Below are 19,205 nucleotides of genomic sequence, written 5' to 3'. Positions count from 1 at the left end.
TGATTTCACTCCATTTTCATTTTTGCTCTTCCGCAGCCGAATGCTGAACCTTCTCTTTATCCTTCAACGGTCCCGGATTGGTGACAATCAGCTCTCCTTCTTTTAAGCCGCTGACCACCTCCTGGATCGAATCGTTTAACCGGCCGGGCTGAATCTTCCTTTTCTCCACCACATCTCCATTCAGGACGAATACGTAGGAATCATCCCCTTCTTTGACCATACTGTAGGTGGGGACGGCCACGACGATCTGCTCTTGCTCGTCCGTCAATTGCATGACGGCTTTCATACCCGGCTTTAATGCCATATCCTTATTCGGAATTTCCAGATTCAGTTCGTAAGCTTTTGTCTCCGGATCAATGACCTTCGAGAGGAAGCTGACCTTTCCCTTCGCTTTCTGTGACGTTCCGGTTATGTAATAGCTTAGCTCTGTCTTGTTACTGACAAATTTCGCCTCATCGGTGTTCAAGAAAGCTTTAATCCGGATCGGATCCACCTTCTGGATCACCCCAAGCTTTGCCCCGGTTTGCAGTGTCATGCCGACTTCCAGAGGCAGCTCTGTCAAAATACCGCTAACCGGTGCCTTGACTTCAAGATAGCTCATGGATTGTTCAAGCTGCAGCAGCGAAATTTGCGCATTTTTCAGCTGTGTTTCCAAATCCGCTGCGGAGTCGTCCACCACCAGCGTATTTTTCTTTTGCTTCATCTGCTCCAGATCGAACCGCGTACTTCTCAGCTGGACCTCCGCCTGATATACCTGAGCCTTGGTAGCCAGTCCGACTTCATAGTCATTTTTAGCCTTATTGTAGCTTTTGGTCAAATCAACCAGACTCTGCTCTAATTTGTCGATGGAAAGGGCAAGCTCCCGCTTCTGGTTCTCCAAATCTTTTCTCGCCCGCTCCTTCGCCTTGCTGATCGCGCTTTGCGCTGTTTCAACCGCAAGATTCGCCTTGTCCCGCTGAAATTTTGCTTCGCTTGAATTCAGTCTGACAATGACTTCCCCTTCCTGCACCAAATCCCCGCGGGCTTTCAGGATACTTTCAATATCGCCTGCAGCCTTGGCTACCACATCAAACTGTATGGAGGATTGGACATCCCCTGCATGCTCTACCGGATCGCCGATTTTTTGCTTCGCTACCTTGATGACCTTCACGCTCTTGAGAGCCTGCTCCTGTCCTGCCGGGGTATTCGTTGAGCTGATGGGAATCGTATCCGAGCAGCCTGCGATAATAGCAAAGCTGAGTGCCAGCATGCAGATGGTTCTTGCATTACGCCGATACTGTTTTAACCTTTTTCTTCTCATTCGCTATAAACCTTCTCTCCTTACGGCTTTTTGATGTATCTATGAAATGAAAATGAATTCAGGCTATAAATAGGCTTCCGCATCCTGATAGCTGACTTTGTTCAGCACAACCCCCATCAGCTTCGTTTTGGCGAGCAGCAGGTCCTCTTTGACTTTTTTCGCTACATTTCGTTTCAATTTGCCGTATTCGATCACAAGCAGAATCCCATCGCATTGGGCAGCCAAAATTTTGCCATCCGTTAAGGCCAGCACCGAAGGCGTATCGATAAAAATCATATCGTAGCTTTCGCGCAGCTCCGCCAGCAGCGCCGTCATCTGCTTCGAGGCCAACAGCTCCGTCGGCTGGGCAGGAACAGGTCCGGCCATCATCAGAGACAGATTGTCCACATAGGAATCTCGAATGATTTCACCCACCGTGCTTTGGCCGGTAAGAAAGCTTGAGAGTCCCCGGCTGTTCTCCATGCCGAATGTCAAATGAATGCCGGGCTGCCTGAGATCCGCATCGATCAGCAGCACTTTTTTGCCGATTTGCGCGAAGGCTGTCGCCAGGTTCAAGGCCGTTGTCGTCTTCCCCTCTCCCTTGCGTGCAGAAGTAATCGCTATGGTCTTAATATCCTGACCGCTGGCTGAGGACTCGATATTAAATCGCAAAGAACGGTAGGCTTCTGAAACCGGCGAGTTCGGATTCATCTGCATAATAATCGCGCTATTCGCGGACGGTTTTGGCATAAGGGGCTTCGCCTGCCTTTCTTCGGGCTATGTTCCGTTTTTCTTGTCTCAGCTCTTTCTCTCTGATCTTGGGGATGGATGCCAGCATCGAGGTTTCGAACAGCGCGCGGATATCCGCTTCCTTCTTCAGCGTATCGTCCATTGCATCCAGCATCAGAATAGCGCCGATCGCTACCACAAGCGACCCGACAAAGCTCAGAATAATGTACTGGTTCGACTTTTTGTTAATCGGAACCGGGTGCTCCTGCATCTTGGCCCGATTCAGAATCGTTACATTATCGACCTTCATAATCTTGGGGATTTCGGTTTGGAACACGTCGGAGACCGCATTGGCTGCTTTGACGGCTTTTTCGTAAGAGTAGTGGGATGCGACAATGGTCATCACTTGAGTTTCATGCAAATCGGAAACATTCGTAATCGCAATCAGCTGTTCAGCGGATAAATTCAAATCCGGGTACCGCTGCACCACCTTATCCATAATGGCAGGCGTCTTAATAATTTCCTTGTACGTGTTGATCAAGGCGAGATTGACGCCGATGGCCCCGTAATCGATTTGTTCTTTTCCCATCGGGTCCTTGTCGCTCGTTTTGTTGACGATCAGCTTGGTCGATGCCGTATAAATCGGCTGATAATTGAGCGAGCTGTAAATGGCGGTCAGCGTGGTGCACAGCAGAACCCAGGCCACAATGAGCCACAATCGCTTCTTTATGATCATCAAATACTCTTTCAAATTGATTTCCATGCTTCCCTCCACAAAGCCCCGATCCGGGGTATTCTTCCTGCTTGACAATGTCTCGAGCCCCAAAATGATACTAACTGTATCATTCGATATTCTTACTTTATGACACTTTTTGTATCATGTCAACACAGTTTTTCGAAAAATGATCCATATTGTATCATAGCTCACAAAGTGTTTCCATTTCAGCTAATTCACCAATTCAACCGGGCATTCATAGTATATATCAAGTAAATCTCTTAGCCTATAAAGGCAGCAGCTAGATATCAACGGACCTTGATTCACCGAATTTCAAAGAAAGGGGAGGACGGTATGGCAGCAGACGAAAGCAGCTTGGCAGCGTACATCGTTTACTCTGAGGATTGGGTTGGCGGGGAGCCTGTTACGGTTATTAATACGGTATTGCCTAACAATGTGACCAGCCTGACAGTATCGGATATTCGCGCAACCACAGTCTATTTGTCCTGGACGGCAAGCACTTCAGCGGATGTCGCCGGGTACGATATCATGAACGGCCCGAATCTGATCGGCACAACTGCAGGCACAGCCTATCAAGTAACAGGGCTAACGGAAGAATCGACGTATACCTTTACGGTCAAGACACGAAATGCGGCAGGTAATACGGCAAGCGGAGTGAGTATTACGGTGACTACGGTCAAGCTGGCCTATGCTCTTTCCATGAACGGGACAAGCGACTATATCCTCACCCCGACGCTTCCCTTCGATACGGTAACCCTCGATTTCATGGCAGAACAAAAGGCAGGGGCCTTCAACGCCTATGTGGACGCATCCAGAGGAATCCCCAATTCCCTTTTCCTCAGGAACAGCTCGGGGTTCGATGTGCTGCAGGCGGCATGGAAGAGTGTAACGGTTGATGGTGTAAACCAGACCGGGTCCGCTGGGTCCACGGTGATCGTTCCGAAAAATCAGCGCACCGTTGTCCAGCTCGCTCTTCCCAATGCCGGCAAAGCCCCTGTCCTTATCTTCGCAAACCAGCTCGGCCAAATTCCAATGAAGGGGCTCCTCTACAGCGTAAAGTTCTCACTGGGCGGAACCCTCACGGCTTCCTACGATTTCACCAAGCCGTTCAGCGGAACGGCTGTCCCGGACCAAAGCGGCAGCAATAATACAGCTACGTTAAAGGGGGGAACCTGGGTCAGTCAGTAATCTTTCACGCGAGCATGCAGGAGGTGGGAATGATGATAGGTAAAATCAAGAAGCTGAAAAACAATAATCAGGAATATATGTATCCGATTACAGTTGCCGAAGCTGTGTTTACCGATCCTGAGAAGACGTTAACTGCCAAGCTCTCCGAGCTGGAGGCCGGTATAGGCTCCCCTGTTTCTTATGCCATAGAGCTGGACCGCTGGGGGATCCAAAATAACGGGACCGATGCCGAAACCACGACCCGCGGGATCAACGATGCTTTGGTTTGGGCAAAGTCCGCCGGATATAACCATGTCGTCCTGCGCGGCGGAACCTATCTTATCCAGGTTGATCCGAACGGTACCGCCATTTATATGCCGAGCGGCATGCATTTCGAAATGCACCATGACTGCATACTTCAGCTGGCCGGAAACTCCTTCCCCAACTATCGCATGATAGAGATGAAGGGCATCCGGTATGCCAAAGTATCCGGAGGCAAAATGATCGGAGACAAGGCATTCCATCAATACGAAATGGCTGTGAAATTCGTCAGGGGCGGCGTCAATGCGGACGGGTCTCTGAATGACAATCCGCAGTTTATTCGCAGTCAGGTGATAGACCGCTATGCGAACACGGGGCTGCTATCCACCTTCAGGCTGTGGTCCATCAACGGCATAACGAATACAACCTACAGCTTCTATCAATATAAGGATACCGTGTCCAAAGAATCGTTCGTCAACTTCCGGGATAACGGCGGCTTTGCCCCGGCCGTCCCTTCGGGCAGAGGCTGGTTCGACACGATCGACAAGGCGAATAAAATGATTTTTACGATAGATATCACAAGCTCCCCTTTGACCGACGCACAGATTGCGGGCATCAGCGCCAAGGTGGACAACGCCTACTATACGCATGAAAGCGGGCTGGGTATAGGCATTCTCAGCTCCAACTATATCGAAATAGCGGACATGGAGATCCTGGATTGTACAGGCGACGCGATTTTGACGGGAATTGGCGTCTATTACGATGATCCTTCACAATATACGCAGGAGGAAATGGGCCAGCATATTTATATTCACGGCTGCGACCTGCACCACTGCAGAAGGCAGGGCATCTCGCTTTGCGGATCGAACGATGTATATGTCTTTAACAACACCATCCATCACATCGGGTATATGGAGGATAGCCTGACAAGCGATTTCCGCAACGGCACCGCCCCGATGTTCGGAATTGACGTGGAATCCATGGTGAGCGAGGGCAATATCCCCTACAAAAGCATATATTTGAATCGCGACGGGCTGGAAACGAACTATCGTATTGCGATTTGCAACAACTACATCCACCATAATGCCAAAGGACATTTCGTCAATGCGGATGGGACCCTGGTTACATTGCAGAACAATACGTTCGAGGGCTACAACGTGGGGGGCATCAGCTCGTACCCTAATCAATGGTATATCCAATATATCCATAATACGTTTATCGGGTGCCAGCTCGTTGTTTCCGGAAACAATGTCGTCAACGGTGCGATTTTCAATTCGGCTAATTTGAATTTGTCCAATGTACAGGGAGCTTTTATCGAGAATGTCCAAATTAAAGACGGTTTATTTAACGGATCGAGCATTTACGGTTATTTCGGAGCCCCCGCCGCGGTAGATGTCGCATCCGGAACCTTTACTTATAGCGCCGCCCACGGGATGGGGAACGGTGCCCAGATCAGCTTCGAGCAATGGTACGGGAAGGTCCCCTCCGGAATTAGCGTCGACAAGCTCTACTATACCGTCAATATCACATCAACCGGCTTTCAGGTGTCCGAAACGAAAGGCGGAACCCCTGTCGTCATTACCGATGCCGGGGTAACGGGATTCAGTATCGGCAGATACAACTACGGGCGATGCTATATTTCCAATGTGACGGTGGAACGGGATTGGAAGGATAATAACAGCTATGACGCAGGCTCAGGCTTTCATCTGCTTATGACGGGCGGCGTTCTCAACAATATAATGGTGAAAAACAGCTCCCTGTCCGTCAAGCCGCCTGCGGCGTATGTAGGGAGACCGAATGTCCTTGAAAGCATTACTTTAATAGAAAGTACGGCTAACTTCGAGAGCAGCAGCATCAGCAATCTCAAGGCGATGCGCATCAAAACGCGGGCCGCAGGCGGCGACATCAATCTGGGCGCCAGCTCCGTCTACTCCAGGGTCAACGTGGACAGCGGGCTGTTCCAGGGCGTGCAAGTGAATCTCGGTGCAGCTTATTTAAGCAACGGTACCTTTTTGAATGCGATCATCTACAAGGCGGAGAGCCCTACCTTGTCGACCGTAGCCCATAGCTACATGGAGAACAGCTCCATCAGCCTGCGCTGGTTAACGTATGAGAAATCCGTGATCCTCGTCAAAAATATATTCAACCAAACTGCGGTAGACGTAAGCACCGCTGTTCAGCTGATCGAAAATATCGATCTGAACACACGCCTGACGGACAACCGCATGAGTGCCCCGCCGACAAGCGGCACCTGGGCGTTAGGCCAGATCATTTACAATACAGCGCCGGTACCGGGAGGCTATGCGGGATGGATCTGCACCACCGGAGGCTATGCCAGCACCCTGGCTTGGGCTGCATCCAAGAGCTATGACAAAGGAAACAGGATCAATGCAATGGGACACGTATACGAAGCGATGACCGCAGGCATTTCCGGTACGGCCTCCCCGGCATTTCCCACAGCATCAGGCGCCTCCGTAACCGACAACAGCATAACATGGAAGGAACTGGGACTTTTAGCCGTCTTCAAGGCTTTTGGACCTATTAGCTCCTAATGCCCCCCAAGCAGGCTGCTTATATACAGGCAGTCTGCTTGTTTGCGTTTACATTCCTTATTTTATTTAAGAAACTTAGGGCTACCCCGTTCTCAAATGACTAAATATGATGTATGATTCTTAATAGAGAACTAAGACAAATTGACTATTTATTACATCCCCTTTCATTTTAAGCGAAGGAGGTCATGGTACATGCCCAAGTTTAAAAAGATTGTTTGTCTTGCCCTGCTGCTTAGTGTAATCGCCCTCCCTGCCACTGCCTTTGCCTCAACAGGCAGCTATTCATCGACAAATCAATACAGCAGCTGGAATCAGTTTTTGTCCTATTTTTCAACAAGCAGCGGATCCTATTATAATGATGGCGATCGAAACCGTCGGGACAAGGAACGAGACTTTGAAGACTGGTACAATAAATATAAAAAGGATTGTCCGCCTGAAGAATCCTATGACATTTGGAAAAAATGGTTCTGCAACTAGGCGGTGCATGATTACAACATAAAGGCAGGGAGAAGTGCCAACCGTGGTTGGCCTTTTCCCTGCCTTCGTTATTTTTGTATGGCCGACGGCTAGGAGCGGAAATGGTTCATGACCCAGCCGACATTGTGCTTATCCACGATCTGACCGTGCAGAGCACCAAAAAAAGTATCCTGCAGCTCCACCGTCACGGTGCCTTCCTCACTTAACGCCTCGAATATGCGGGTCATTTCCTCCTCGGTTTCCAGGTCCAAAATAATTCTCACGTTGTCCCCTTCATCGCGAACGGGTCTGCCCATCGAATCGGCAAAATGCAGCTTGCTGCCGCCAACATGCAGCTCGGCATGCATCAAATTTCCTCCATGCTCGTTCAGCACGCGGATTTCGCCGCCAAGCACCCCTTGATAGTAGTCGATGGCTTCTCTGCAGCTAAAAAAGAGCCGGCTATTACGCCGGCCCCAATGCCTTCCTATTTTAATACTGCGTGTTGCCCGATTGGCTTGTTTTACCGGAAGAAAAGCCCTTGAACAGCGTCGGTACGTTGTGATACCGGGTATTCGTAATTTTCCCTTGGCTGACGCTGCTGTCCGTTCTAAGAATGGAGTCCTTCACATCGGAAATGTCACTGCTGTCTACCGTCATATTGACCTGGAATGTAGTACCGCCATTTTGACGAACCAGCTTGCCGATATCGTTGGCTTTGAAATTTTTAATATTAATCGTACCCGCAGCATTCATTTGAAACACTTTATCATAAGCCTTGTAAGCTCCTCCGCCCGTAATGTTCACCGTACCGGGGGACTTTAACGTCAATGCATCCTCACCGACATCCTGCCACGTCACATTGGATATGGTGCAATTCCCGTAACAGTGCACCCCATCGGCAGCGGGAGCCCCGAGGATCACATTCTTCAATGTAGCACCTGCCTCCAGCTTAAAGACCGGCTTCTGATTTTCCCCTTGGCCGCCGTCACCTAACGTGCTCGCATTCGCAACAAAAGTTTGGCCTTTCCCGTCATAGGTCGTTCCTGCCGGCACAACGATCGTCGTGCTTACTGTCGTTGCCGCTTGCGCCGGCAGAGCTGCGAACAAGGAGGAAACAAGTCCTAAAGATAAAGCCAGACTTAACATTTTTTTCATGGGATGGATCTTCTCCTTTTAAGTCGAAATTGAGAATGCGGGCGAATGTGCACCTTCGCTGCATCTGCAATTAACTTAGCAGACCTCAGAGGTTACCGAAATAATCATTTGTTCAGATGCGGCACAAAATGATATAAAGATTACCATTTATTGAATTTTAAACCACATCCTCTTGTCAGGAAAAATGCGATAACCGTCAGGGAATTATGACGGTCCTTTCGCGTCTAAACCCACACGCTTGCACGTAGGGGGAAGGGAATAGGTGCTTACCTATTTGTACAACAACGATATTCGCGACCATCGACAAGCTGCGGATGTTCCCCCCAGTTTTCGCCCCATGTGCGCATTTGCCGAAGCACAGGAATATACTCCTGTCCTTTATCTGTTAGCGAATACTCAACGGTTACAGGTACGGTAGGAATTACCTGGCGATTGATGACTTTATGCTGCTCCAAATGGCGCAGGACATCCGTCAAGGACTTGATGCTGATGTTCTCTAAATTTCTTCGCATTTGATTAAATCGTTGCGGACCCAGACTAAGTAAGGAAAGCACCAAAAAAGACCATTTTCCGCGGACAACCTCCAAAGCTTCCCGAATAGAGATGAGGCATAGTTCGTCCCCTTTGCGTACATCCACAGAAATCACTCCTTACTAAAATATAGGAAGTCTACTTTATGAATTTATATAAAAATAATGTGTCTACTTTTAATTATATAGTTAGTATTTTAAAATAACAACAAGACTTATTTAACTGCCATGGTTTAGCTTCAGCAGAGAAGGTCTTATAAAGCTTAGAGAGGAGCATCGGGATATGAGTAATAAAAAGATATTGGTTTCGGGAGCAACCGGACAACAGGGAGGTGCTGCCGTTAGGCATTTAATCGCCGATGGTTGGAAGGTTCGTGCATTTGTTCGTGATTTATCAAGCGATAAGGCCCTGAAACTGTCCCAATTGGGAGCCGAGCTTTTTTTAGGTGACATGAACGATCTTGCCTCGCTCGATGCCGCTATGCAGGGGGTTTATGGCGTATTCAGTGTTCAGGCGTCGAGCTGGAACCCTACTCTCGAATCCAACGCCGATGAAAGACGTATTGGGAAGGCCGTAGCGGACGCTGCCCTAAAGGCGAACATTCAGCACTTCGTTTATACATCGGTTGGCGGTGCAGATGCGCAATCCCGATATCGCGATATGCAGAAATGGGATATTGAGCAGTACATTCTTTCACTCGATTTGCCGGCTACCATATTGCGTCCCGCTACCTTCATGGAGAACTTCTCAGACCCGATGACAGCCGGCGTGCAGAACGGAACAATCACACAACCCTTCAAGCCGGATGGAGTGATCCCACTCGTAGCTGTGGACGATATCGGCGCTTTCGTCGCGTTAGCATTTAAAAACCCAGACAATTATTTAGGTAAAACGGTCGAAATTACTGGCGACAAGTTAACACCCTTGCAGATTGCCGAGGCCATAGGCCGTATAACCAACCGAACCATTCCTTACGTTCAGGTTCCGCTGGAAGCATTGCGCCAGCATAACGAAATCTTGGCCGGCGTGTTTCAATGGCTAAACGAAGAAGGCCACGAGGTCGATATTTCTGTTGTGCGCAAGGCTTTCCCCGAACTTACAGATTTCAATACCTGGGTGGAAAAGCAAGGAAAAGCGAAGTTTGAGGCATTGTTTCTGAAAGAGCGTGCATGAGATTGTTAGTTAACAGATCTGGCATTCGAAGACCGCGATGGCTTCCATCAAAAGGAACGACAAAGGGAGCAGTTGCCGCGGTGGCAAACTGCTCCCTAGATTGCTGAACTATCGTTCGCCGTTATTTGAATCCCAATATGTGTGCAGCTTTTGACGCTTACAGCTAAACTGCGGTGGCACCTCCTCAACCCAAAAAAAGCCTCCTTCATAGGAGAGGCCACTGAAAAAGCTACGGCTGCATGGACAGATCGTTCTTCCGATCGCTGTTGTCCCCGGATTTTCTCAATTTCAATCCCCTTATAGCGGTCAAAATCCGGGGACAAAGGCGAACGCTTACGCTTCTACAGAACGATTCCGTCCACTCCGCCAGTTTTTCAGTGGCCTCTCACAGGAAGCCCGTAATTTATTTTGCAACATTCCAATGCACATCCTGTTCCGCGAGCTTGACTCTCCACTCGCTCGGCGGCTCGGAATCGCTGATGATGATATCGACTTCACTCCAATCGGCGATTTTGCAAAAATGGTTGGAGCCGATTGTGGAATGGTCGGCAAGCACAACCGTTTGGTGCGCTTGCTTAAGGAACGTTCTTGAAAGCAAGCCCCGTTCGTCCTCATAGCTCGTGATGCCTTTATCAATCTGGATGCCATCTGCCACGATAAAGGCTTTGTCCACATGAAAGGAAGTCATAAAGTGCTGCGCTACGGCCCCGCTCACACGATGCTGCGCAGCATGAATCCGTCCGCCGATGAAAACAATGTCACCGGAAAACATGCCCTTGTTCTTGTAATCGATCAGCAACGTCAGCGCGGGTACGGAGCATACGAGAACCGTAATGCCCTTCTTCTCTAAGAGAAATTCAATCATCTGAAGCGCCGTTGTGCCATCATCCAGTACAATCACATCCTTATCCTGCACCAGACTGGCCGCGAGTCTTCCGATCCGTTTCTTCTCTTCGGCATGGACCGTTTCCCTCTTGAAATAGGGAGTCTCCGCCGGGTCAAAATGAACCTTCACCGCACCGCCGTATACCCGCTTCAGCTTATTCTCAACCTCCAGCTCCTCCAAGTAACGGCGGACTGTCTCCGATGAGACATCAAGCTGTGCGACGAGCTCCGGCGTCCGGACCTTGCCTTGCTGATGAAGCAGGTTCAGGATGGTTTGCTTTCTCTCCTCGCCATTGAGTGACATGCGTGTTGCCTCCAAGTCCAATAATCTTTGATACCCTTATGATATCAAATCATGATTGGCATGAATATATAAAAAGCCCCGCAATCGGAGCTTCATCGATATTTGCACGCGTCCATCCCGTTCACACACGAATAAAAAATGGTTCGTATCGCTGCGAATTTGCTCTATGCGTTCCTCCAGCGCGCCCCTATCCCTTGCTTCCGCCTGTCGAATCAACGGTGTCCTCCCTAAAGTTGTGTTTGTACCAAATACCGGTGCATTCCGGTACAATGTCCCCTGACTCCCTGTTCACCTGATCGGCAAATTCGGATCCAAAGAAAAATCCGGTCAACCGTTCCGCCTCCTGGACCGATTTGAATTGAAAGTCGGTGCGAATCCATTGATGGCTGAAGCCATACCTCTGCTGCAGGCTTTCGTAGTAAGGGACCAAAAAGTCAGGGGGCGTCGGCTGCACGTGTCCTGTCCCGAGCGTCTCCAGGATCAATACCGTTCCTCCCGGCCTTAGTACACGCTTGATTTCATCCATGGCCTCCTGCAGCTTTTCCTGCCACAAGTCTACATTGGAGCTTGCCAAATAGCAAAGCGTCCACCCTGCCACTACGACATCGGCCGACCGGTCCGGTATATGCAGCTTCCTGTGCTCGGAAACGACGGTCCGCCAATTCGTATAACCCTGTGCCTCCAACTTATGCGCAGCAACCTCCAGCATGGCACCGGATTGATCGATAGCTAGGATGGACTTGGCGAAGGGCGCGAGCAGGCAGGACAGTCTCCCGGAGCCCGCCCCCAAGTCGATGACGTCCAACCCGTCGAAGGACATGAGGTTCTGCAGCGTGCGCAGAATGTTGCCCTCGTAATCTTCCCGGGAGATAAGCAGCTCGTATTGCTGCGCTTCGTTGAGATAAATTTGCTCGTGATTCGGCATTTGGAATCCCCTTCTCTACCTGTGGGCTAACCATGGTACCGTACAGCAGTACAGGATGCCACCGTCGCGCCATCATCATAAGCCTTAACGTTACGTTAAGCTCAATAGGTAAAATGCAGCGTCCTGGACATCAGCATAATCAAAGCGGCTCCCAGCCAATCCGGATTCCGATTACTGCTCGGCCTCGTCTTCCTGTTCAGCCTGATCGTAGGTTTTCCTTGCCGATTCAACCTGATCAAAATAGTCGTTCGTCCACTGCTTCAGCTCCCGCATAGGAAGCAACAGCGTTTCCCCGAGGGCTGTAAGCGAATAATCAACCGTCAGCGGGACGGTAGGGGTCACCTCGCGTCTCACCAAGCCGTCCCGCTCCAGCTGGCGAAGCGTCTGGGTCAGCATTTTCTGGGAAATCCCCTCGATTCGCCTCCGTATTTCCCCATAACGTAAACCCCCATCCTCCAGCGCATACAGTACCAGTGTCGACCACTTATTCGAAATCAGCTCCAGCACTCTGCGGTAGCTGCATACTTGCTGCGAAATGTCGGGCGTTCCGCCCTTCATCGTGGATTCCATGTCCTTACGCCTCCCCATACACACCTTAATGTTCCCAGCGCACTTTAAAGTGCCTACTTACTTAATATTAGTTCATGTATTATTGTATGTCTATAACCATAAGAAGGAGAGATGCAGTATGAAAGCTTATAAAATTCAAGGTGGCTTCGGTCTCGAGCATTTAACTATAGTGGAAAGCCCTATTCCGGTTCCCGGTCCGGGCGAAGTGGTAATCAAGGTGCGTGCCGTATCTCTGAACTCCCGTGATCTTGGCGTCATCGACGGTTTCTACAATCCGGATTTATCCGAGCCGCTCATTCCCGTCTCCGACGGAGTCGGAGAAATCATAGCTCTCGGGGAACGGACATCCCGATTCAAGCTGGGTGACCGGGTCAGCGGCATCTTCACGCAAAGCTGGCTCAGCGGTGAGCCGACCCAAGCGAACTGGAGCAGCACTTTAGGAAGTCCGCTGGACGGCTTTCTCACCGAATATGCGGTGCTGTCCGAGGAAGGCCTGGTTCACGTTCCTGCCTACTTGACGGACGAAGAAGCGGCCTCGCTGCCTTGTGCAGCCGTGACAGCATGGCAGGCGATTGTCGAGGAAGGCAAGGTCAAAGCCGGCGATACGGTTGTTGTTCAAGGAACCGGCGGCGTCTCCCTGTTCGCCCTTCAATTTGCAAAGCTGCAGGGAGCAAATGTTATCGTGACTTCCAGCAGCGACAAGAAGCTGGAACAAGCGAAGCTGCTCGGCGCTGACCACCTGATCAACTACAAGCTTACGCCGGACTGGGATCAGGCGGTACTGGAGCATACACAAGGCCGCGGAGCCGATCATATCGTCGACCTGGGGGGTGCGGCTACACTGAACCGGTCGATTTCAGCGCTGCGCGTCGGCGGGCAGATCAGCATGGTGGGTATCCTGTCAGGCGCTCAGGTCGAAGCGTTCCATATCGTGCCCGCCATCCTCAGAAAAGCGCGGCTTCAGGCTATCAATGTTGGCAGCCGGGAGATGTTCGAGTCGATGAATCGGGCTTTGGAGAGCAGCAAGCTTCGCCCGGTCATAGACCGCGTATTCCCGTTCGGGGAAGCGGTAGATGCCCTTCGCTATTTGGCCAAGGGAGAGCATTTCGGGAAAATTTGCATTACGATGTAACTATAAAGGACGCAGCCCAAGCAAAGTGCGGGAGCGTCATAAAAACCGCAATGGAAAAGAAATCTTAACCTATTCTACCGGTTATAATAAGGGTATCGGATTGGGTACTTACTTATTATATGGGAGTGGATAAAACAATGATTAATAAAGTTGGTCAAATTATGTTGTATGTAAATAACCAGGAGGAGGCAGTCAATTTTTGGACGGAAAAATTAGGATTCCGTGTCATTTCCGAACAAAATAACGGTCAAGGCATGAGATGGTTTGAAATTGCTCCTGCTCAGGATGCAGAAACAAGCATTATTCTCCATAATAAGGAATTCGTTGCTAAAATGTCACCTGAATTAAATCTGGGGACACCGTCTTTAATGTTTTTTTCGGAAAATCTCGATCAATTGTATGGGGATTTATCCAATAAAAATGTCAAAGTCGGAGAAATCGTCACGATGCCCTTCGGCAGAGTATTTAACTTCGCTGATCAGGAGGAAAACTACTTTGCTGTAATGGAAAAAAAATAAACTCAAATGTACTTTAGAACTGAACCAAACGTCCATCAAATCATCTTGAGGCTGCTGTGGGAAAACACCGCGCAGCCTCATTTGCTTTTCCTCCCCTTCAAGCATATGCCCCTTTAACCATTTGTCCCATCTGCTCCTTTTTCCAAAACTATGGCGGCAAAATCATTCGCCCCTAGCCCGCTCGTAAGGCTGCAATGGGGTTTATCAAGCGGATTGCACGAAAAGTTAATTTCTCCCCTTAGATCAGTTGTTTTATCACTAACCTTGCACCCTAGCTTCATTTTATGCTGTAACAGAGTGGTATCTATGGATTGCATAGCGAAAATAAAATGAGGGGGAGCTATGATTATGAAAGCTGTTACAGACATTCAAATTCGAGACCCGTTCGTCATTGTAGAGAACAACGAAGGAAAATATTATTTGTTCGGCAGCACAGACGAAGATGTGTGGGGAACGGGGATCGGCTTTGACGTGTACGTCGGACATGATTTGGAGCATTGGGAGGGGCCGTATCCCGCTTTCCGTCCGGAGGACTCTTTTTATTCTGACGTTAATTTCTGGGCTCCGGAAGTGTATGAGTATAAAGGCAAGTATTATATGTTCGCTACGTTCAGGCGAAAGGATAATCGCCGGCTCGGTACCGCAGTTCTTGTCTCCGAAACCATTGCGGGACCCTACCGCCCTCACAGCGAAGGGCCTGTTACACCCGGGGATTGGAACTCGCTGGATGGGACGCTTCATCTTGATGATGACGGGATGCCTTGGATGGTGTTTTGCCATGAATGGAAGGATGTCAAGGATGGCGAAGTATGCGCCGTTCGATTAACGGCCGATTTGAAGGCTGCCATCGGCGAGCCGGTGAGGTTATTCAGCGCTTCCGAGGCGCCTTGGACAACCCCGTATGAGTCCGAGAAGGTTCGTGCGAGCGAGAATAAGTATGTAACCGACGGACCTTTCATGTACCGCACTTCAGGCGGTGAGCTGCTGATGCTGTGGGCGAGCTATATTCATACAAGCTATGCGATCGGCCTGGCAAAATCTGTGTCCGGACAAATAACGGGACCGTGGCAGCATGAAGAGGTACCTCTGTATAAGAGCGACGGCGGCCATGGGATGATCTTCAAGTCGTTGGATGACCAGTTAATGCTGACGATTCATACGCCTAACCGGACGCCTGAAGAACGGGCCATTTTTTTGAAGGTGGCGGAGCGGGGCGGCACGTTTGTTCTTTTGGACAGCATGTAAGCGGCAGATTATGAGACAAACGCCTCGTGGCGTCCTTGGGTGAACTGTTCGAAAAAAGGGAGCCCCCGGGCTCCCTCTGAAAAATCAATGCATTGGACTCATCGCCGCGCGGTCGACGACGACACGACGGATAAAGAAGGCTACCGCCAATCCGATCATTGTTATGATCATCGCGAAAAAGAACACGTTCTGCGAGCCGAATGTCATGGCGTTCGCCATCTCGGTCAGCTCGTTCGGCGCATGGGATTCGTGCAAGTACTTTTCCACGCCGTTTGTAAGGATACTAATGGCTACCGCCGTGCCGATCGCGCCTGCGACCTGCTGCAGCGTGTTCATAACGGCTGTACCGTGCGGATACAGCTCCGGTGGCAGCTGATTCAGGCCGTTCGTCTGCGCCGGCATCCAAACCATGGAGATGCCGACCATTAGACCGATATGCAAGGCGTCAATCAAAGTGATCGAAGACGCCAACGTTATACCGGAGAAGAACCATAACATGGCCGCAACGATAATCAGGCCGGGGATGACGAGCCACTTGGGCCCATACTTGTCAAACAAACGCCCCATACGCGGTGAAAGGATACCATTCAGCGCGCTGCCAGGCAGCAGCATGAGTCCGGCTGCGAATGGAGACAGCTTCATGCCTTTCTACAGATACATCGGCAAAATAATCATGCTCGACAAGATGATCATCATACATGACAATACCATAAGCAGCCCCACGATAAACATCGGGTACTTGAAAACGCGCAAGTTCATCATTGGCTCGCGCATAAAAATCTGCCGCAGCACGAACAGCACGAGCGCGACCATGCCGACAATAATGGATACGACCACAATGGGGTTGGTCCAGCCTTCTTCCCCTTCGCCTGCCTTACTAAAGCCGAATACGACGCCGCCGAAGCCGATCGTGGACAATACGATGGACAACAGATCGATGCGCGGCTTCGTGAGCTCGGAAACATTCTCCAGATACTTTAGCCCTACGAACAGGCCTAATACCAAAAACGGCAGCGAGAGCCAGAAAATATAATGCCATGATAAATATTCGATCAGGAGACCCGCTACAGTGGGGCCGGTCGCTGGCGCGAACATGATAACCAGACCGACAAAGCCCATTGCAGCCCCGCGTTTCTCCGGCGGATAGACGATGAGGATCGTATTGAACATGAGCGGAATTAACAAGCCCATGCCAACTGCCTGCAGAACGCGGGCTGCCATTAACATTTCGAAATTAAATGCGAGCGCCGCAATCAACGTACCGATGATTGAGCTCGCAAGTGAGACGATAAACAATTGCCTTGTAGTAAACCATTGCAGCAGCAGCCCCGTCATCGGCATGAGAATACCGAGCGTAAGCAGGAACCCTGTCGTTAACCACTGCGCGGTTGCGGCCGAAATGTGAAACACGTCCATTAAATTACTGATTGCGATGTTGAGTGCCGTCTCGCTGAACATGCCGACGAAGCCGCATATAAGCAGCGACGCCATGATGGCACGCGTATTGTATTGCTTCATCTTGATTCCACTTCCCTCTCCTGAAAATCTCTTTTGTAAGCGAACGTATATTTGCTCGCCAACTGTTACTTTAATAGTAACAGTTAATTATGTCAATACCTGGAGTATAATTTATTTGAAAATAGAAGAGATTTGTCCAATTGGCTCCATATTTCCAAAACTACTATAGCATATCGCGATACGGTCATCGTAGGTAAAAATTAAATATGACCAAACTATCCTGACTGCCTCTTTTTGCAGGCAGAATCCGGTCTATTCTAGTCGGTTAACCGGATAAATTCCACTCGACTGGAATTTATAGTATGCTAACCTTAAGGGAGGAGATGAATTTATGGTCAAACAACTGATCATCGGCGACGCAGCCCATGAACTGGCCACCACGCGCCGCATTCTGGAACAATTGCCTGAGGAGCATCTGTCGTGGAAGCCGCACGAGAAATCGATGACGCTCGGCGGGCTGGCCACACATCTGGTCAATCTGCTGAACTGGCAAATTGCGATTTTTCAATACCCGGAGTTCGATCTTTCAACCATACCGCTGCGGCGGGAGCCTCTAGAAAAACGCGCTGACGTTCTGGAGGAGTTCGACGCGAACGCCGGCAAGCTTGAAAAGCTGCTCGCCGAATGCGACGAGAAAGCGCTTGGGGAGGAATGGACGCTGCGCCACGGCGACCATATCATCCTCCGCCAGCCGCGGGCACTCGCGCTCCGCACCTTCGGATTAAGCCACATGGTCCACCACCGGGCGCAGCTCGGGGTATACTTGCGGCTGCTCGACATTCCGGTGCCGGGCATGTATGGTCCCTCGGCTGACGAGCAAGCCAAATGAACTAAGCTTCTCGATGCAATACGCGCCAAACAGTCGCAGGGCACCGGCATAACCGCCGGTACCCTGCGACTGTTTTTTTATTGCTACAGCCTCTTCAAGCCAGCCGGCACCATTACTCCAGCCATACTTGGCTCCACCCAGTGCCTGCACATTTGAGATTCCGGTTTGCTCGAGATGAAGGTTATTTCCATCCCCTAAATCCTGCAGGTCCAGGTGACTCTTGGAACCAATCGCAAAACTATTACTATAGTTTTTTAAAAAATAGTTTCTCATCCGAGTCCCTTTTAATCTTTCAACATAGGATATGTTGAACAAGATTAAAGGAGGATGTATATGGCAGAAAAAGTGAAGGTCAGCCCCCAATTCAAAAGACTTTGCACTCAATTCGGAAGAATACTTGGCGGTGAATCGGAAATCGATGCGGGTCCGGTTTGTTTCGTCATGCGGTTGGCGAATCTTAGGGAATCAATCCTGGGAAGAAAAACGCTTTCCCCGTTGGTCCGGGCCCAAATGTTTTCGTTTGAATCTCTCGATAAGTCGGGCCGAGCCCTATGCTTGGGTGAAACCGCCGTACACCAAAACCAGGTCAACCGATTGATGTCGAATCTCCGGAAGCGCGGCATCAAAGTGACAGCACTTCACAACCATTGGCTGAATGAGAGCCCTCGTCTAATGTACATGCATTGGGAAGCCATTGAAAATCCTATTGTATTTGCTAGAAAAACCAAAGAGTCTATTAAATTTTTGGGTTAATGCAGCTTGAGCTATGAAGTTCATAAACGAGAGGATGATTTCGTATGGCGGCGCATGTGAAAGTAAGTCCCCGCTTTAGAAGAATATGTAACCAATTTTCGACCATTTTGGGCGGTACAGAGCATGAAATTACAAAAGGCCCCGTTTGCTTTGTCAGTAGAAATCGAAAAGTGAATGCAGCTATTTTAGGAAGACGTACCACCTCCCCGTTGGTCCGTTATCAACTGTTTTCGTTTGAATCCCTGGACAGCTCAGGACGCGCACTCTGTTTAGGGGAAACGGCTCTCTTCCAAAACCAAGTCAACCGGCTGCTATCCAATCTTCGCAAAAACGGGATTAAAGTAACAGCCGTCCATAATCACTGGCTTTTTGAGAATCCACGCCTAATGTATATTCACTGGGAGTCGATAGATAATCCCATTGCATTCGCAAGAAAAGTAAAGCGTTCTATTGCTTTCCTGGGGTAAGTGCAAGAACAAGAATG

Annotated in this window: 20 protein-coding genes and 1 pseudogene; 10 read left to right on the top strand and 11 right to left on the bottom strand. The window is 49.8% G+C overall.

The genetic code is table 11. The features are described 5' to 3' along the window. Positions 1-16: 16 nt before the first annotated feature. From CF651_RS16525 to CF651_RS16515, 3 genes are all read right to left on the bottom strand, one after another. A complete protein-coding gene (locus tag CF651_RS16525) occupies positions 17-1,300 on the bottom strand; it encodes an efflux RND transporter periplasmic adaptor subunit (protein WP_094015966.1) in 1,284 nt (427 codons plus the stop codon). Between the two features lie 63 nt (positions 1,301-1,363). Next, positions 1,364-2,029 (bottom strand): CpsD/CapB family tyrosine-protein kinase, encoded by a 666-nt coding sequence (locus tag CF651_RS16520; protein ID WP_094015965.1) that lies wholly within the window; start codon positions 2,027-2,029, stop codon positions 1,364-1,366. Next, entirely contained in the window at positions 2,007-2,771 is a 765-nt protein-coding gene (locus tag CF651_RS16515; RefSeq protein WP_094015964.1) for a YveK family protein, read from the bottom strand. Before CF651_RS16515 ends, CF651_RS16520 begins: the two co-directional genes overlap by 23 nt. Before the next feature lie 306 nt (positions 2,772-3,077). Between CF651_RS16515 and CF651_RS16510 the strand changes: the two genes are divergently transcribed. The 3 genes from CF651_RS16510 to CF651_RS16500 all read left to right on the top strand — a co-directional run bounded on the left by CF651_RS16510 (position 3,078) and on the right by CF651_RS16500 (position 7,201). Continuing rightward, entirely contained in the window at positions 3,078-3,932 is an 855-nt protein-coding gene (locus CF651_RS16510; protein ID WP_094015963.1) for a fibronectin type III domain-containing protein, read from the top strand. Between the two features lie 29 nt (positions 3,933-3,961). After that, positions 3,962-6,724, top strand: a complete 2,763-nt coding sequence (locus CF651_RS16505; RefSeq protein ID WP_144029063.1) for a right-handed parallel beta-helix repeat-containing protein — start codon at positions 3,962-3,964, stop codon at positions 6,722-6,724. Between the two features lie 192 nt (positions 6,725-6,916). Beyond that, the gene (locus CF651_RS16500) at positions 6,917-7,201 is read left to right on the top strand and encodes a hypothetical protein (protein ID WP_094015961.1); all 285 of its coding nucleotides are present in this window, start codon (positions 6,917-6,919) and stop codon (positions 7,199-7,201) included. A gap of 89 nt (positions 7,202-7,290) precedes the next feature. Here the strand turns inward: CF651_RS16500 and CF651_RS16495 are convergent, their stop codons facing one another. The 3 genes from CF651_RS16495 to CF651_RS16485 form a co-directional block, all read right to left on the bottom strand. Next, positions 7,291-7,671: a VOC family protein gene (locus tag CF651_RS16495; RefSeq protein WP_094015960.1), complete on the bottom strand. Its 381-nt coding sequence runs from the start codon at positions 7,669-7,671 to the stop codon at positions 7,291-7,293. Position 7,672: 1 nt separating this feature from the next. Then, complete coding sequence (locus CF651_RS16490; RefSeq protein ID WP_094015959.1) at positions 7,673-8,338, bottom strand: pectate lyase; 666 nt, start codon at positions 8,336-8,338, stop codon at positions 7,673-7,675. A 266-nt stretch (positions 8,339-8,604) separates the two neighbouring features. Beyond that, positions 8,605-8,976 carry a winged helix-turn-helix transcriptional regulator gene (locus tag CF651_RS16485; RefSeq protein WP_094015958.1) on the bottom strand — a complete coding sequence of 124 codons (372 nt, stop codon included), beginning with the start codon at positions 8,974-8,976 and terminating at the stop codon, positions 8,605-8,607. A gap of 175 nt (positions 8,977-9,151) precedes the next feature. Between CF651_RS16485 and CF651_RS16480 the strand changes: the two genes are divergently transcribed. After that, positions 9,152-10,042 (top strand): NmrA/HSCARG family protein, encoded by an 891-nt coding sequence (locus CF651_RS16480; RefSeq protein WP_094015957.1) that lies wholly within the window; start codon positions 9,152-9,154, stop codon positions 10,040-10,042. Between the two features lie 403 nt (positions 10,043-10,445). Here CF651_RS16480 and CF651_RS16475 read toward each other — a convergent pair whose 3' ends face one another. The 4 genes from CF651_RS16475 to CF651_RS16460 form a co-directional block, all read right to left on the bottom strand. Beyond that, a complete protein-coding gene (locus tag CF651_RS16475; protein ID WP_094015956.1) occupies positions 10,446-11,231 on the bottom strand; it encodes a DeoR/GlpR family DNA-binding transcription regulator in 786 nt (261 codons plus the stop codon). A 36-nt stretch (positions 11,232-11,267) separates the two neighbouring features. Beyond that, positions 11,268-11,447 carry a hypothetical protein gene (locus CF651_RS16470; RefSeq protein ID WP_094015955.1) on the bottom strand — a complete coding sequence of 60 codons (180 nt, stop codon included), beginning with the start codon at positions 11,445-11,447 and terminating at the stop codon, positions 11,268-11,270. Next, positions 11,419-12,156, bottom strand: coding sequence for a class I SAM-dependent methyltransferase (locus CF651_RS16465; protein ID WP_094015954.1), 738 nt, complete (start codon positions 12,154-12,156; stop codon positions 11,419-11,421). The genes CF651_RS16470 and CF651_RS16465 overlap by 29 nt, the downstream gene beginning before the upstream one ends. A 171-nt stretch (positions 12,157-12,327) precedes the next feature. Further along, entirely contained in the window at positions 12,328-12,726 is a 399-nt protein-coding gene (locus CF651_RS16460) for a winged helix-turn-helix transcriptional regulator (protein WP_094015953.1), read from the bottom strand. Between the two features lie 118 nt (positions 12,727-12,844). Between CF651_RS16460 and CF651_RS16455 the strand changes: the two genes are divergently transcribed. The 3 genes from CF651_RS16455 (at position 12,845) to CF651_RS16445 (ending at position 15,621) form a co-directional block, all read left to right on the top strand. Beyond that, the gene (locus CF651_RS16455; RefSeq protein WP_094015952.1) at positions 12,845-13,858 is read left to right on the top strand and encodes a zinc-dependent alcohol dehydrogenase family protein; all 1,014 of its coding nucleotides are present in this window, start codon (positions 12,845-12,847) and stop codon (positions 13,856-13,858) included. Between the two features lie 137 nt (positions 13,859-13,995). Next, positions 13,996-14,376, top strand: coding sequence for a VOC family protein (locus tag CF651_RS16450; protein WP_094015951.1), 381 nt, complete (start codon positions 13,996-13,998; stop codon positions 14,374-14,376). A gap of 348 nt (positions 14,377-14,724) precedes the next feature. Beyond that, on the top strand, positions 14,725-15,621 hold the full coding sequence (locus CF651_RS16445) for a glycoside hydrolase family 43 protein (protein ID WP_094015950.1): 897 nt from the start codon (positions 14,725-14,727) through the stop codon (positions 15,619-15,621). 84 nt (positions 15,622-15,705) lie between these two features. On the opposite strand, the pseudogene CF651_RS16440 reads toward CF651_RS16445, so the two are convergent. Then, positions 15,706-17,139: pseudogene (locus CF651_RS16440) on the bottom strand (DHA2 family efflux MFS transporter permease subunit). Between the two features lie 331 nt (positions 17,140-17,470). Between CF651_RS16440 and CF651_RS16435 the strand changes: the two are divergent. The 3 genes from CF651_RS16435 (at position 17,471) to CF651_RS16420 (ending at position 19,188) form a co-directional block, all read left to right on the top strand. Further along, positions 17,471-17,968: a DinB family protein gene (locus CF651_RS16435; protein ID WP_094015949.1), complete on the top strand. Its 498-nt coding sequence runs from the start codon at positions 17,471-17,473 to the stop codon at positions 17,966-17,968. Between the two features lie 333 nt (positions 17,969-18,301). Further along, positions 18,302-18,721: a DUF1259 domain-containing protein gene (locus tag CF651_RS16425; protein ID WP_094015948.1), complete on the top strand. Its 420-nt coding sequence runs from the start codon at positions 18,302-18,304 to the stop codon at positions 18,719-18,721. Positions 18,722-18,765: 44 nt separating this feature from the next. Then, positions 18,766-19,188: a DUF1259 domain-containing protein gene (locus CF651_RS16420; protein ID WP_094015947.1), complete on the top strand. Its 423-nt coding sequence runs from the start codon at positions 18,766-18,768 to the stop codon at positions 19,186-19,188. The last annotated feature ends 17 nt before the right edge of the window (positions 19,189-19,205 follow it).

Source organism: Paenibacillus rigui (assembly GCF_002234615.1).
GTDB classification, from domain to species: Bacteria; Bacillota; Bacilli; order Paenibacillales; family NBRC-103111; genus Paenibacillus_S; species Paenibacillus_S rigui.
The sequence above is the reverse complement of the archived record's forward strand: the minus strand, read 5'-3'. Positions and strand labels throughout refer to the sequence as shown.

Excerpts from the sequence above, each read along its gene's own strand:
- CF651_RS16525 (WP_094015966.1), bottom strand. The coding sequence starts at position 1,300 with ATGAGAAGAAAAAGGTTAAAACAGTATCGGCGTAATGCAAGAACCATC.
- CF651_RS16520 (WP_094015965.1), bottom strand. The coding sequence starts at position 2,029 with ATGCCAAAACCGTCCGCGAATAGCGCGATTATTATGCAGATGAATCCG.
- CF651_RS16515 (WP_094015964.1), bottom strand. The coding sequence starts at position 2,771 with ATGGAAATCAATTTGAAAGAGTATTTGATGATCATAAAGAAGCGATTG.
- CF651_RS16510 (WP_094015963.1), top strand. The coding sequence starts at position 3,078 with ATGGCAGCAGACGAAAGCAGCTTGGCAGCGTACATCGTTTACTCTGAG.
- CF651_RS16505 (WP_144029063.1), top strand. The coding sequence starts at position 3,962 with ATGATGATAGGTAAAATCAAGAAGCTGAAAAACAATAATCAGGAATAT.
- CF651_RS16500 (WP_094015961.1), top strand. The coding sequence starts at position 6,917 with ATGCCCAAGTTTAAAAAGATTGTTTGTCTTGCCCTGCTGCTTAGTGTA.
- CF651_RS16490 (WP_094015959.1), bottom strand. The coding sequence starts at position 8,338 with ATGAAAAAAATGTTAAGTCTGGCTTTATCTTTAGGACTTGTTTCCTCC.
- CF651_RS16480 (WP_094015957.1), top strand. The coding sequence starts at position 9,152 with ATGAGTAATAAAAAGATATTGGTTTCGGGAGCAACCGGACAACAGGGA.
- CF651_RS16475 (WP_094015956.1), bottom strand. The coding sequence starts at position 11,231 with ATGTCACTCAATGGCGAGGAGAGAAAGCAAACCATCCTGAACCTGCTT.
- CF651_RS16465 (WP_094015954.1), bottom strand. The coding sequence starts at position 12,156 with ATGCCGAATCACGAGCAAATTTATCTCAACGAAGCGCAGCAATACGAG.
- CF651_RS16460 (WP_094015953.1), bottom strand. The coding sequence starts at position 12,726 with ATGGAATCCACGATGAAGGGCGGAACGCCCGACATTTCGCAGCAAGTA.
- CF651_RS16455 (WP_094015952.1), top strand. The coding sequence starts at position 12,845 with ATGAAAGCTTATAAAATTCAAGGTGGCTTCGGTCTCGAGCATTTAACT.
- CF651_RS16450 (WP_094015951.1), top strand. The coding sequence starts at position 13,996 with ATGATTAATAAAGTTGGTCAAATTATGTTGTATGTAAATAACCAGGAG.
- CF651_RS16445 (WP_094015950.1), top strand. The coding sequence starts at position 14,725 with ATGAAAGCTGTTACAGACATTCAAATTCGAGACCCGTTCGTCATTGTA.
- CF651_RS16435 (WP_094015949.1), top strand. The coding sequence starts at position 17,471 with ATGGTCAAACAACTGATCATCGGCGACGCAGCCCATGAACTGGCCACC.
- CF651_RS16425 (WP_094015948.1), top strand. The coding sequence starts at position 18,302 with ATGGCAGAAAAAGTGAAGGTCAGCCCCCAATTCAAAAGACTTTGCACT.
- CF651_RS16420 (WP_094015947.1), top strand. The coding sequence starts at position 18,766 with ATGGCGGCGCATGTGAAAGTAAGTCCCCGCTTTAGAAGAATATGTAAC.